Genomic DNA, 13340 nt, shown 5'->3' with positions numbered 1-13340 from the left:
GCTACGGGATCAGGACGGCTGCTCCGGCATCTCGTCATCGTCGGACTCGTCGTGCAGGGTGTCGTGTACGCCGTCGGCGTAGCCCCGGGCGTACTCCCAGGTGACGTAGTGATCCGGGTCCGGGTTGAAGGCCGGCTCGTGCACCCGTGGCCGGCCAGAGTTGAGCAGATGCCGCAGGTTGCCGCGGAGCAGATCCCAGTCGAAGTAGTGCGGCTCCCGGCAGTCCTCGCACTCGATCACCAGACCACGGATCCCGACCGCGCCGAGCAGGGCCTGGTAGACCTCCAGGTCCGCCAGGTCCTCCAACACGTCCTGCCGCTCGGCGGCGGTCAACGAGTCGGACTCCCCGTCCTCGGTGAGATCCTCCAGCCCGGCCGCCGGATCGGCGGGGTCGCCACTGAAGGGATCGATCGGCTCCTCGTGCACCCCTCCACCGTAGTCCCATCCGTACCGGCCGCGTCGGCCCCACCCGGCGCGACCAGCCGCCGTGCCGCGCCGGTCGGCCGGCCCAGACGGGCGCGGCGCGGCCGGCGCCCGGACCGGTGGGTACGATGAACCATCGCGCCGTCGCGACGGCGCGAGCCGGTCAACCGCCGTCGGGCACCGGGCCGCCTCCGCTCCGGCCGCGTGTGTCCCCCCACCCACACCTGCCACCAGGCGCACCCGTCCGACCAGCTCAGGGGATCAAGTCGTGGAGAACTCGCCAGCCGAGCAGACCGTCGTCGACCGCACCGCCAACGGCGGGCACGTGTCCGTTCCCCCGGCGTTCGGTGGTCACGTACCGGAGATGCCGGCCGGGTCGGCCCGGGCGGTGCCGCTCGGCCTGACCTTCGACGACGTGCTGCTGCAGCCCGCCGAGTCGGACGTTATCCCGAGCCGGGTCAACACCGTGACGTCGATGACCCGCAACGTCCAGCTGTCGATTCCCCTGCTGTCCAGCGCCATGGACACGGTGACCGAGGCTCGGATGGCGATCGCCATGGCCCGCCAGGGCGGTATCGGCGTCCTGCACCGCAACCTCTCCGCCGACGACCAGGCGCTCCAGGTCGACCTGGTGAAGCGCTCCGAGGCCGGCATGATCACCAACCCGGTGACCTGTGGCCCGGACGACACCCTGCAGCACGTCGACACGCTCTGTGGCCGGTACCGTATCTCCGGCGTGCCGGTGGTCGACGCCGATGGGGCCCTGGTCGGTATCGTCACCAACCGGGACATGCGCTTCGAGACTGACCAAAACCGGCCGGTACGCGAGATCATGACCCGGATGCCGCTGGTCACCGCCCCGGTCGGCGTCGCCAAGGCGGACGCCCTGGCGCTGCTGCGTCAGCACAAGGTCGAGAAGCTGCCCCTGATCGACGACGCCGGCCGGCTGCGCGGGCTGATCACCGTCAAGGACTTCACCAAGAGCGAGCAGTACCCCGACGCGACCAAGGACGACGCCGGCCGGCTGCGAGTGGCCGCCGCGATCGGCGTCGGCGACGACGCGTACAAGCGGGCCCGCGCCCTGGTCGACGCCGGCGTCGACGTGCTGATCGTCGACACCGCGCACGGCCACCAGCGGGCCGTGCTGGACATGGTCCGGGCCCTCAAGGCCGACACGACCGTCGACGTCGTCGGCGGCAACGTGGCCACCTACGCCGGCGCGCGGGCGCTGGTCGAGGCGGGTGCCGACGCGGTCAAGGTCGGGGTCGGCCCCGGCGCGATCTGCACCACCCGGGTGGTCGCCGGGGTCGGCGTACCGCAGATCACCGCGATCATGGAGGCGGTCCGCGCCTGCCAGCCGGCCGGGGTGCCGGTGATCGCCGACGGCGGCATCCAGTACTCCGGTGACATCGCCAAGGCGCTCGTCGCCGGGGCGCACACGGTGATGCTCGGCAGCCTGCTCGCCGGCTGCGAGGAGAGCCCCGGCGAGTTGATGTTCATCAACGGCAAGCAGTTCAAGTCGTACCGGGGGATGGGCTCGCTGGGGGCGATGCAGTCGCGCGGCCAGGCCCGCTCCTACTCCAAGGACCGCTACTTCCAGCAGGACGTGCTCAGCGACGAGAAGCTGGTACCCGAAGGCGTCGAGGGCCAGGTGCCGTACCGTGGGCCGCTGAGCACCGTCGTGCACCAGCTCATCGGCGGGGTCCGGCTGGCGATGGGGTACGTCGGTGCCGAAGGCATCGACGACCTGCACCAGCGCGGTCAGCTGATCCGGATCACCGCCGCCGGTCTGAAGGAGAGCCACCCGCACGACATCCAGATGACCGTCGAAGCACCCAACTACCACACCCGCTGACGTTCCCCGTCGACCTGCCGTCGCCGAGCGTGCGGCGGCCACGCGTCGACCTGTCCATAACGGAGACACCCATGCGTGACGTGGTCGAGATCGGGCTGGGCAAGACCGCGCAGCGCGGCTACCACCTGGACGACATCGCCATCGTGCCGAGCCGGCGCACCCGGGACGTCGACGACGTCTCCACCGCGTGGCAGCTCGACGCGTACCAGTTCAAGATCCCGTGCGTGGCGCATCCGTCGGACGCGACGATGAGCCCGGCCACCGCCGCCAAGCTCAGCGAGCTGGGTGGGCTCGGCGTGCTCAACGTCGAAGGGCTGTGGACCCGCTACGAGGACCCGGCCAAGGTTCTCGCCGAGCTGGCCGGGATGGACGACGACGACCCGGGCACCAAGCGGCTGCAGGAGGTGTACGCCGAACCGATCCGCCCCGAGCTGATCGCCGAACGGGTCCGGCAGATGCGTGCCGGCGGCGGCACCGTCGCCGTCCGGGTGTCCCCGCAGCACACCCTGGCGTTGGCCCCGGTGATCCTCGACGCCGGCGTCGACATCCTGGTGATCCAGGGCACCCTGGTCTCGGCCGAGCACGTCTCCACCACCGACGAGCCGCTGAACCTCAAGGAGTTCATCGCCGACCTGGACCTGCCGGTCGTGGTCGGCGGCTGCACCGACTACAAGACGGCGCTGCACCTGATGCGCACCGGCGCGGCCGGCGTGATCGTCGGCATCGGCGCCGACGAGTGGTCGACCACCGACTCGGTGCTCGGTATCCGGGTGCCGATGGCGACCGCGATCGCCGACGCGGCCGCCGCCCGCCGCGACTACCTCGACGAGACCGGCGGCCGGTACGTGCACCTGATCGCCGACGGTGACCTGCAGACCTCCGGTGACATCGCCAAAGCGCTGGGCTGCGGTGCCGACGCGGTGATGCTCGGCGAGCCGCTGTCGCTGTGCGCCGAGGCCCCGGCGTCCGGTGCCTGGTGGCACTCGGTGGCCAGCCACCCGAAGCTGCCGCGCGGCGCGTACGGGGTGGCCGGCGAACCGTTGGGCGACATGGAGCAGCTGCTCTTCGGCCCGGCCGACTCCCCGGACGGCCAGCAGAACCTCTTCGGCGGGCTGCGCCGGGCGATGGCCAAGTGCGGCTACCGCGACCTGAAGGAGTTCCAGCGGGTCGGGCTGGTTCTCGACCGGTGACCGCGCGCCGTACGTCGGTCGTTGCCGCGACGCTGGCGGCGGTCCTCGCCGCCAGCGGCTGCGGGGTCCTGCCGGAGCTGGTCGACCGGTCCCCGCAGGCCGACTTCCAGGCCGGTGCGGCCGGGATCGGCGACCCCTACTTCCCGACGTACGGCAACGGCGGCTACGACGTCGCCGGCTACCAGCTGGTGTTGCGCTACGACCCGGCGGCGCGTCAGCTCGACGGCACCGCCACGATCACCGCGACCGCCACCATGGACCTGTCCCGGTTCAACCTGGACCTGGCCGGGTTGGACGTCGCCGCGGTCGACGTCGACGGCCGGCCGGCACAGCACACCCGCGACGGCGACGAGCTGGTCGTCACCCCGGCCGCCGGGCTACCCGAGGGGTCGGCGTTCACCGTCGTCGTCGACTACGGCGGCCGGCCGGAGCCGTTGGTCAGTCGCGACTTCGGCGAGGGCGGCTTCCAGGTCACCGACGACGGGGCGATCGCGCTCGGTCAGCCCGAGTCGGCAAGCACCTGGTTCCCGGTCAACGACCACCCGTCGGACAAGGCGACCTTCGACCTCGAAATCGCCGTGCCGGACGGGTTGGCGGCGCTGAGCATCGGTGCGCCGGGGGAGACCACCACCGCCGACGGCTGGACCACTTGGCGCTGGTCGGAGTCCACCCCGCTGGCCAGCTATCTGACCACCCTGGTGATCGGCGACTACCGGGTGGAGTCCAGCACCCACGCCGGCCGGCCGATGGTGATCGCCGTCGACGCCGACCTGCCCGAGGGAGGTACGGCCGAGCAGGCGATGGCTCGCACCGGGGAGATCGCCGACTACCTGGAGACGGTGTTCGGACCGTACCCGGTGGACGCGTACGGCGGGATCGTGGTCAGCGACGAGCGGATCCGATACGCCCTGGAGACGCAGTCCCGGCCGGTGTACGGCGACGTGTTCTTCGACCGTGGTCCGGAGACCTGGGTGGTCGCGCACGAGCTCGGCCACCAGTGGTTCGGCAACAGCGTGTCGCTGCGGCAGTGGCGGGACATGTGGCTCAACGAGGGCTTCGCGACGTACGCCGAATGGTTGTGGTCCGAACACGACGGTGTCGCCACCGCCGACGAGATGTTCGACCGGGAGTACGACCGGATCGACTGGACGAAGCCGGCCGGCGACCCCGGCCCGGCGGGGATCTTCAGTCAGGCGGTCTACAAGCGCGGCGGGATGACGGTGCACGCGCTGCGCCGGACCGTCGGCGACGACGCCTTCTTCCGGCTGCTGCGCACCTGGGCCGGCGAGTACCGGGGCGGCAACGCCACCACCGAGCAGTTCGTCACGGTCGCCGAGCGGGTCACCGGACAGCCGCTGCGGGAGTTCTTCGACGCCTGGTTGTACGGCGACACCGCCCCGGCGAAACCCTGACTCGTCCCTCGGTCAGTCCGGATCGGACGCCTGCTCCTGCTCCTGATGCTCCTGCACCAGCCGGGCCGGCGGCAGATGCGTCTCCGGGTCCGACGGGCGTGCTGCCGTCGACGTACGCTCCGACGGTGAAGCCGACGGGCAGCAGCACTACGTTCGGGTGGGTGGTCAGCGCCCGGCGGTGAGCCCGGTGCCGGCCGCCGGGTCGATCACGAAACCCTCCATGTGGGAGGTGTCCCGCTTCGCCTGGCCCACCGCCTGCGCTTGCTGGGGCGCGGAGTCGTCGCCTCAGGCCGGGCGCAGCTCCACCCGCATCAGCCGGCCGTTGCGGCGGCCGGCCGCGGTGTCGAGGTCGTAGTCGATGGTGGTCTCCACCGTCGATCGGTGCACCAGCCCGTCACGCAGCAGCGCCAGCATCCCCTCGTGCGAGGGCAGCCGGCTGTCGGTGCGCAACGTTGCCCCGACGGCGTGGTTCGGCGCCCCGCTGACTGTGGTGACCAACTCGCCGTCGATGTGGTCGTCCGGTGGGCCGTACCCGCCGCCCAGGTCGTGTACCCGCAGGAAGGTTACCTTTCCGCTGGCCCGCAGTACCGCCATGGCGATTTCTCCTCTCACTCGGTGTTCCGGGTCGGTAGCCGCGTCGCACGGCTCAGTTGGGGACGACGGCGACGATCTCCCGTACGGTGGGTCCGACCCGCCGGTAGGCGAGCTGGATCTGACCGCCGGTGACCAGCGCGACGCGCAGCCCGGTGAACATGCCCCAGTTGGCCGGCAACGTCGCGTCGGCGCGCAGCGCCAGACCGAACGTCTCGCCCGGCCGGCCGGCCAGGTGCACGATCACCTCGGTGTCGATGTGGTCGTCCGGTGGGCCGTACCCGCCGCCCAGGTCGTGCACCCGCAGCATGCTGATCGCCGACGGAGCGGTGAGCGCGGCGGTCTCGAACTCGATGTCGTCGACCAGCAGGCGGCCGGTGGGCCGATCGGAGAAGACCAGCCGGATCCGTTTCAGCGCGGTGACGTCCAGGTCCGGATTGGTCGCGGTGAAGGCGTCGACCGGTAGCCGTACCGTCTGGAACACGCTGTAGGTCTGTGGTCCGGCCAGCGGGTAGCGCACCACCTGGCCGGTCACGGACAGCGGGACCGCTGCCCGTTCGGTTCCGTCGTCGAGTTCCACGACGACGTCGAGGTCTTCGCCGACCGGGTTGTGTGTCTCGTCGGGCAGCCCGCTGTCGGTCTCGTCGTAGTGCAGGGCCAGCCGCATCGACAGCGTGTCCGACGGCGCGACGCTCACCGCGTCCAGGTTGGTCTCGTAGCTGGTGGTGTCGTTGCGCCAGGCGACGTCCAGCCCGCGCGTGCCGTGCACGCTCAGCGGCAGGTCCGTACGGTGGTCGACGTCCACCCACCGGTCGATGCCCTCGCCGGTGGTGCGGGCGGCCAGGCCACGTCGGTTGACGGTCTTGTCGGCCGGTTCCTCGGCCGGCAGGTCGAGCTGGGCGTCGGCGTCACCGAAGTCGTCGATCACGGTGACCGACGGCGACTGGTGCTGGCGGCGCACCACCGTGGCGCCGACCACCCGGGGCAGCACCGGGCCGGCGAGGTAGCCGCGGTAGTCTTCCCGTCCGGTCAGCACGTCGAGCAGGAACGCCGTGACCAGCGCCTGCCCGATGCGTCGCTGCCGGTCGGCGGGCAGCACCGGCAGCGCTGGATCCGGTTCCGGCTCCAGGCTGTTCGGGCTGGCCAGCCAGATCGGGTTCCAGCCCTCGTGCCGGGCACCGTCGATGAAGGCGAGGCTGCGGGGCCGCCAGGCCCGGTCGTGGAGCCGGAACCCGCCGAAGCGGGGCGCCGGTCCGGTGACGTACCTCGGATCCTGCAGAAGGTAGTCCAGACTGCCGTGCAGTTGCAGGTACGCGGTGTGGGTGGCGGCGACGTCCGGCCGGTGGTTGGTCGGGGCGATGCTGACCAGTCCGAGGATGCCGTACCGGGGCCGGCGGGTGCGGTTGATCGCCTGGGCGAGCACGACACCTTCGCCGCCCATGGAATGGCCGACCAGCCCGACCCGGCCCCGGTCGACGTACCCGGCCAGGTCGTCGTCGGTGGTCAGCCGGTCGAGCATCGCCATGATCACTTCGCCACGGGACCACTGCTGGGTCGCCATCGCCGTCTCGCGGTTGACCGTGGACAGGTCGATCGAGCAGGCCACCATGCCCCAGCGGGCCAGATGCCCGGCCAGCCACGCGTACCCCTTGAGGCTTTCGACGTCCTCCAGCGGATTCCCCCAGTAGCCGTGCGCGATGACCACCAGCGGCCGGCGGCCCAGCCCGCCCGGCACCTGCCCGGCACTGTCGGCGGGCAGCCACACCCGGCCGCGCAGCGGGGCCGCGAACCCGCCGTCGGTGCCCTGCGGAGTGTCATGCGTCGGTACCGGGAAGCTGCCGTAGTCGACGTCGCGGACAGCCGCACCCGGAAACTCGCCGGCCTCCCCGGGATCTCGCACCGGGGTGACCGCGGCGCTGGTGGCGCTCTGCGCGTCGAGGTGCGCGACGGCCTCGACCGGGTCGCCGGTGATCCCGGTGACGCCGACCGGGGTCACCGGGCCGGTGGCCTGTCGGCGTCCCCGTTCGACACTGCCCTGTCGGATCGTGACGGTCGCGCCGGGGGTGGTCCCGCTGACCCAGACGACGCCGTCGCCGGTAGCGACCGGAGCGAGGACGCGTGGTGGGTGGACACTCATGACACCCGCCCGACCGTCGCCCGCACCGTGCCGGCCGGCCCGAGGTCGATGGTCACCTCGTCGCCGGGTTCGCCGCGATCGACCACGGCACGCAGGACGGTGCCACCGTGGCTCTCGATCCGCCGCGCCGGTCGGCCACCGATGTGGATCAGTGGCGGGACGGCGCCGGTGCGCAGGTCGGTCCCTTCGATCCGTACGTCGAACCGCCCGTCCGGCCGGGCCACCAGCCCGCAGCGGTGAACTGTCGGTCGTGACCGGGTCTGTCGGCTGGCCGCCTGGGTCGCCAGCCACTGTTCGCGTGACATGGACATGCTGCCTCCTCGTCGTGAGGCTGCCGAATCTCGTTACTGAGCGTACTCGTGCTGGTGGTGTCGTGCGATCGAATGATCGGGTCGACGGTCCGACCTGATCCGGCAGCGCGAGGCGGAGGTGGTTGGTTGCGCCGGGCCGAGAGCGTCCCCATGTCCGGCATCACGCCGGTGGCGGCCCCGCAGCCGTCGGAGAAGCCAGCGAGTAGATCCTGTGGAGGTCGGCCCGGCACGTCCGGCACGATCGGGCGCGTGAGTGTTCCGTACCGCCAGATCCGGGCCGCGTTCGACGAGCAGACCGTCACCGTCTACCAGGCGTACACGCCGGAGATCGCCGCCCCGGCGGTGGCCGCCGGACGGTTCGTGCCGCCGTTCAAGCGCGAGCGGATGACCTGGATCAAACCGTCGTTCCTGTGGATGATGTACCGCAGCGGCTGGGCGTCCAAGCCCGGTCAGGAGCGGGTGCTGGCGGTCAGGATCCTCCGCGGTGGATTCGACGCGGCGCTCGCCCAGGCGTGCCTGAGCCACTACGACCGTGACCTGTATCCGGACCGAACCACCTGGGCGCGACTGGTAAGAACCAGCCAGGTCAGAGTCCAGTGGGACCCGGAGCGGTCGCCGTCGCTCGGCCCGCTGCCGTACCGGTCGCTGCAGGTAGGCCTGTCCGGCCAGGTCGTCGACCGGTACGTCGACGAGTGGATCGTCGGCATCAGCGACGTGACCGACCAGGCGCACGCGATCCGAGGCCAGCTTGCCGCCAGCGACGGGCCAGTCCCGCCCGACCTGTTGCCCGCCGAGCGGCCGTACCCGCTGCCCGTCGCGATCGGGGCGACCATCGGCGCCACCACGACGTAGCCCGGGGCGGCGAGCAAGGCGGCCGTCCAACTTGCGGGAAGCAAGGTCTTGTCAGGACACGTACGGCTGGAACGATCGTGGCCATGTGCTGGGAGCTCCCTGGAGCGTCGGGACTGGCCAGGGTTCGCGGCCCTGCTCGCCGACGACGTGGTCTTCGAACTGCCGCAGACCCGGGAGCGCGGTCGCGGCAAGGATGCCTTTCTGTGATTCGACATCGAATGTCCCGGTGACTGGCATCTGCGGGCACGACGAGTGATCGCCGAGGGTCGGTTCGCCGCGCTGTGGCTCGACGGCCGCGAACACCTGGTGGAACGCTGGTGACCATGCGCTACAACGTGGGCGGTTTCGCCTTCTGCGGGTAGATCGTCTCGTGCCGGGCCAGCATGGCGACGAACTCGCGGATCTTCCGTTCGCGGGTCTCTGCCCGTTTGACGCCGTTCACCCGGTGGATGAGTGCGAAGCGATTGGTGCTGGTGAGGACGTCGAACATGGCCTGGGCGTCGGGGTCGGCGGCGATCGCGGCGAGCAGATCGGCCGGCACCTGGGCTTCCGAGGGCGGCGCGTAGGCGGCCGCCCACCGTCCGTCCGCCTTCGCCGCCTCCACCACGGCGCGGCCGGCCGGCATCATCAGCCCCTGCGCCTCCAGCCGGGCCACGTGAGCGACGTTGCGCTGTGACCAGGAACTGCGTGCGCGTCGCGGGGTGTACCGGATCCAGGAGGTCTGTTCGTCGCGCTTGCGGGCCTGTCCGTCGATCCAGCCGAAGCAGAGCGCTTCGTCGACCGCCTGCTGCCAGGTCAGCGTGGTGACCGTGCCGCCCTTGCGGGTCAGGGCGAGCCAGACTCCGGGCGACGTGGCGTGGTTGACCGACAGCCATGCGCGCAACTCCTCGGCGTCGGCGACGATCAGCTCGTCCAGTTCGGTGCTCCCCATGCCGGCAGGCTAGCCCGTACGCCACGGCTGGTGGCGTGCCGGTGATGATGGCGGGATGCGGTACGACGTGGTCGTGATCGGGTCCGGATTCGGCGGCAGCGTCGCCGCGCTGCGGCTCGCCGAGAAGGGCTACTCGGTCCTGGTGCTGGAAGCCGGCCGCCGCTTCGCCGACCACGAGTTGCCGCGTACCTCCTGGCGGGTCCGCCGGTTCCTGTGGGCGCCGGCGCTCGGCTGCTACGGCATCCAGCGGATCACCCTGCTGCGCCCCGCCGGCAAGAGCGCGGCGGCTGGTCGAGGCAGCGGTACCCGGTCCGGGGTCCTGGTGCTGTCCGGGGCCGGCGTCGGCGGCGGGTCGCTGGTCTACGCGAACACGCTCTACGAGCCGCCGGCCGACTTCTACGCCGATCCGCAATGGGCGGGCATCACCGACTGGCGGGCCGAACTCGCCCCGCACTACGCCCGCGCCAAACAGATGCTCGGCGTCGTCGACTATCCGCGGACCACCGCCGCCGACGAGGCGATGCGGGCGGTCGCCGACCGGATGGGTGTCGGCGACACGTTCCGGCCGACACCCGTCGCCGTCTACCTCGGCCCACCCGGCGAGCAGGTCGTCGACCCGTACTTCGGCGGGGCCGGGCCGGACCGGGTCGGCTGCACGCACTGCGGGGCCTGCATGACCGGCTGCCGGGTCGGTGCCAAGAACTCGCTGCCGAAGAACTACCTGTGGTTCGCCGAACGGGCCGGAGCCCAGGTGCGGGCGTTGACCACGGTCGTCGGGCTGCGGCCGGGTCCGGGCGGTGCCGGCTACCTGGTCGACGTACGGCGTACCGGTGCCTGGGTCGGCGGCCGGGAGACGATCGCCGCCGACCAGGTGGTGCTCGCCGCCGGGGCGCTCGGCACCCAACGGCTGCTGCACGCCGCCCGCGTCACCGGCGCGCTGCCGGCGATCTCCGCCCGGATCGGGGCGCTCACCCGGACCAACTCGGAGGCGATCCTCGGCGCGGCGGTGCCCCGCCGGGCCGCCCGCCGCCGCGACCTCGACTTCACCGACGGTGTGGCGATCACCAGCTCGTTCCACCCGGAGCCGGGCACCCACATCGAGCCGGTCCGCTACGGTCACGGCGCCAACCTGATGGGGCTGCTGCAGTCGGCGCTGGTGGCCGGCGGGCCGCGCCGGGTGCGCCGCTGGCTGGCCGCGCTGGTCGGCCGGCCCCGGGAGACACTGCGGCTGCTGTCGGTCCGGGACTGGTCGCGGCGGACCATCGTGGCGTTGGTGATGCAGTCGGTGGACAATTCGCTGACCACGTACCACCGTCGGGGCCGGCTGGTCGCCGGGCACGGGCACGGCGAGCCCAACCCGAGCTGGATCCCGGCCGGTCACCGGGCGGTGCGGCTGCTCGCCGACGAGATCGGCGGCATCCCGGGCGGGGCGCTCACCGAGCCGTTCGACGTGCCGATGACCGCGCACATCCTGGGCGGGGCGGTGATCGGGGCCACCAGCGCGGACGGCGTCGTCGACCCGTACCACCGGGTTTTCGGTTGTCCGGGCCTGCACGTGGTCGACGGCGCGGCGGTGCCGGCGAACCTGGGGGTGAATCCGTCGCTGACCATCGTCGCGCTCGCCGAGCGGGCGATGGCCCACTGGCCGGTCAAGGGTGAGCCGGACCGTCGACCTGCACCGTCGTCGGGGCGGTCCGACGACGGTCGGTAGGCTCCGGGGTATGAGCACGCCGCGCCCGGTCCTGGTGGTCGACTTCGGAGCCCAGTACGCCCAGCTGATCGCCCGTCGGGTGCGGGAGGCCAAGGTCTATTCGGAGATCGTCCCGCACGACATGCCGGTGGCCGAGATGCTGGCCAAGGATCCGGCCGCGATCATCCTCTCCGGCGGCCCGGCCAGCGTCTACGCCGACGGCGCCCCGCAGCTCGACCCGAAGGTGTTCGACGGCGGGGTGCCGGTCTTCGGCATCTGCTACGGCTTCCAGGCGATGGCGCAGGCGCTCGGCGGCACGGTCGCGCACACCGGCAACCGCGAGTACGGCGGCACTCCGCTGGCCGCCCGCCCCGACGCCGGGGTGCTGCTGCGGGAGTTGCCGAGCGAGATCCCGGTGTGGATGAGCCACGGCGACTGCGTGACCGCCGCCCCGGAGGGTTTCGTGGTGACCGCCGGGTCCGCCGGGGCGCCGGTCGCCGCGTTCGAGGATCTCGCCGGCCGGCGGGCCGGGGTGCAGTTCCACCCGGAGGTGGCGCACACCGCGCACGGCCAGCTGATGCTGACCCGGTTCCTGTACGACATCGCCGGCATCGAGCCGACCTGGACGCCGCAGAACATCATCGACGAGCAGGTGGCCCGGATCCGCGAGCAGGTCGGCGACAAGGAGGTCATCTGCGGGCTTTCCGGCGGGGTCGACTCGGCGGTCGCCGCCGCGTTGGTGCACCGGGCCGTCGGTGACCAGCTGACCTGTGTCTTCGTCGACCACGGGCTGCTGCGGGCCGGTGAGGCCGAGCAGGTCGAGTCGGACTACGTGGCCGCGACCGGGATCAAGCTGAAGGTGGTCGACGCCGCCGACCGGTTCCTCGGCGCGCTGGCCGGGGTCACCGATCCGGAGCAGAAGCGCAAGATCATCGGCCGGGAGTTCATCCGGGTCTTCGAGGCGGCGGCCCGCGAGGTGGCCGCCGCCGGGGACGTGGAGTTCCTGGTGCAGGGCACCCTCTACCCGGACGTGGTGGAGTCCGGTGGCGGTACCGGCACCGCCAACATCAAGTCGCACCACAACGTCGGCGGGCTGCCGGAGGATCTGCAGTTCGCCCTGGTCGAGCCGCTGCGCACGCTGTTCAAGGACGAGGTACGGGCGCTCGGCCTGCAGCTCGGGCTGCCGGAGGCGATGGTCTGGCGGCACCCGTTCCCCGGCCCGGGTCTGGCGATCCGGATCATCGGGGCGGTCGACCGGCAGCGCCTTGACCTGCTGCGCGCCGCCGACCTGATCGCCCGCGAGGAGCTGACCGCCGCCGGGCTGGACCGCGACGTGTGGCAGTTCCCGGTGGTGCTGCTGGCCGACGTCCGCAGCGTCGGGGTGCAGGGCGACGGGCGTACCTACGGCCACCCGGTGGTGCTGCGCCCGGTGTCCAGCGAGGACGCGATGACCGCCGACTGGTCGCGGCTGCCGTACGACGTGATCGGCCGGATCTCCACCCGGATCACCAACGAGGTGTCCGAAGTGAACCGGGTGGTGCTGGACGTGACCAGCAAGCCGCCGGGCACCATCGAGTGGGAGTGAGCTGACCGGTCAGTCGGCGGGAGCGGCCGGGTGGGGCCGGGCCGGCGCGGCACCGGGCGGGGTCCCGGTGCTGTCGGGCCAGGCCGGCGCGTTCGGCGGCTCCTGCGGCATCAGGAACCAGATCACCGGGTAGGTGAGCGCGGCCAGGCCGCCGGTCAGCACGGTGGCCACCGCGAAGATCACCCGGACCAGGGTCGGGTCGGTGCCGAAGTAGCGGCCGAGCCCGCTGGCCACCCCGGCGATCATGCGGTCAGTGGTGGGTCGCCGAAGCTGCTTGTACGGGGCCTGAGCTGCGCCGGTGTCGTGTGTCGTCATGCTTCGACGGTCCGCGTGCCGGCCCTCGGCGACCTCGGTGACCGCCCG

The 13340-nt window shown here is 71.9% G+C and carries 12 protein-coding genes; 6 read left to right on the top strand and 6 right to left on the bottom strand.

What is annotated here, in order from left to right; genetic code table 11:
- Positions 1-9: 9 nt before the first annotated feature.
- The gene (locus O7623_RS16650) at positions 10-426 is read right to left on the bottom strand and encodes a DUF5319 domain-containing protein (RefSeq protein WP_282223964.1); all 417 of its coding nucleotides are present in this window, start codon (positions 424-426) and stop codon (positions 10-12) included.
- Between the two features lie 361 nt (positions 427-787).
- On the opposite strand from O7623_RS16650, the gene guaB reads away from it, so the two are divergent.
- The 3 genes from guaB to O7623_RS16635 all read left to right on the top strand — a co-directional run bounded on the left by guaB (position 788) and on the right by O7623_RS16635 (position 4880).
- Complete coding sequence (gene guaB, locus O7623_RS16645) at positions 788-2278, top strand: IMP dehydrogenase (protein WP_282229439.1); 1491 nt, start codon at positions 788-790, stop codon at positions 2276-2278.
- 71 nt (positions 2279-2349) lie between these two features.
- The gene (locus tag O7623_RS16640) at positions 2350-3468 is read left to right on the top strand and encodes a GuaB3 family IMP dehydrogenase-related protein (protein ID WP_282223963.1); all 1119 of its coding nucleotides are present in this window, start codon (positions 2350-2352) and stop codon (positions 3466-3468) included.
- 32 nt (positions 3469-3500) lie between these two features.
- Positions 3501-4880, top strand: coding sequence for a M1 family metallopeptidase (locus tag O7623_RS16635; protein WP_282229438.1), 1380 nt, complete (start codon positions 3501-3503; stop codon positions 4878-4880).
- 285 nt (positions 4881-5165) lie between these two features.
- Here O7623_RS16635 and O7623_RS16630 read toward each other — a convergent pair whose 3' ends face one another.
- From O7623_RS16630 to O7623_RS16620, 3 genes are read right to left on the bottom strand one after another with little or no spacing between them, the layout of a single operon-like run.
- Positions 5166-5474, bottom strand: coding sequence for a hypothetical protein (locus tag O7623_RS16630; protein WP_282223962.1), 309 nt, complete (start codon positions 5472-5474; stop codon positions 5166-5168).
- 52 nt (positions 5475-5526) lie between these two features.
- On the bottom strand, positions 5527-7608 hold the full coding sequence (locus O7623_RS16625; RefSeq protein WP_282223961.1) for a hypothetical protein: 2082 nt from the start codon (positions 7606-7608) through the stop codon (positions 5527-5529).
- Positions 7605-7919 carry a hypothetical protein gene (locus O7623_RS16620; protein ID WP_282223960.1) on the bottom strand — a complete coding sequence of 105 codons (315 nt, stop codon included), beginning with the start codon at positions 7917-7919 and terminating at the stop codon, positions 7605-7607. The genes O7623_RS16625 and O7623_RS16620 overlap by 4 nt, the downstream gene beginning before the upstream one ends.
- A gap of 249 nt (positions 7920-8168) precedes the next feature.
- On the opposite strand from O7623_RS16620, the gene O7623_RS16615 reads away from it, so the two are divergent.
- Positions 8169-8771, top strand: a complete 603-nt coding sequence (locus tag O7623_RS16615; protein WP_282223959.1) for a DUF4291 domain-containing protein — start codon at positions 8169-8171, stop codon at positions 8769-8771.
- A gap of 328 nt (positions 8772-9099) precedes the next feature.
- On the opposite strand, the gene O7623_RS16610 is transcribed toward O7623_RS16615, so the two are convergent.
- Entirely contained in the window at positions 9100-9702 is a 603-nt protein-coding gene (locus O7623_RS16610) for a YdeI/OmpD-associated family protein (RefSeq protein ID WP_282223958.1), read from the bottom strand.
- Between the two features lie 55 nt (positions 9703-9757).
- Between O7623_RS16610 and O7623_RS16605 the strand changes: the two genes are divergently transcribed.
- Both O7623_RS16605 and guaA read left to right on the top strand, forming a co-directional pair.
- Complete coding sequence (locus O7623_RS16605) at positions 9758-11413, top strand: GMC family oxidoreductase (RefSeq protein ID WP_282223957.1); 1656 nt, start codon at positions 9758-9760, stop codon at positions 11411-11413.
- A 10-nt stretch (positions 11414-11423) separates the two neighbouring features.
- Positions 11424-12977 (top strand): glutamine-hydrolyzing GMP synthase, encoded by a 1554-nt coding sequence (gene guaA / locus O7623_RS16600; RefSeq protein WP_282223956.1) that lies wholly within the window; start codon positions 11424-11426, stop codon positions 12975-12977.
- 9 nt (positions 12978-12986) lie between these two features.
- On the opposite strand, the gene O7623_RS16595 is transcribed toward guaA, so the two are convergent.
- The gene (locus O7623_RS16595; RefSeq protein WP_282223955.1) at positions 12987-13292 is read right to left on the bottom strand and encodes a PspC domain-containing protein; all 306 of its coding nucleotides are present in this window, start codon (positions 13290-13292) and stop codon (positions 12987-12989) included.
- Positions 13293-13340: the final 48 nt, after the last annotated feature.

This window comes from Solwaraspora sp. WMMD791, assembly GCF_029581195.1.
In the GTDB taxonomy this organism is placed as follows: domain Bacteria; phylum Actinomycetota; class Actinomycetes; order Mycobacteriales; family Micromonosporaceae; genus Micromonospora_E.
The sequence above is the reverse complement of the archived record's forward strand: the minus strand, read 5'-3'. Positions and strand labels throughout refer to the sequence as shown.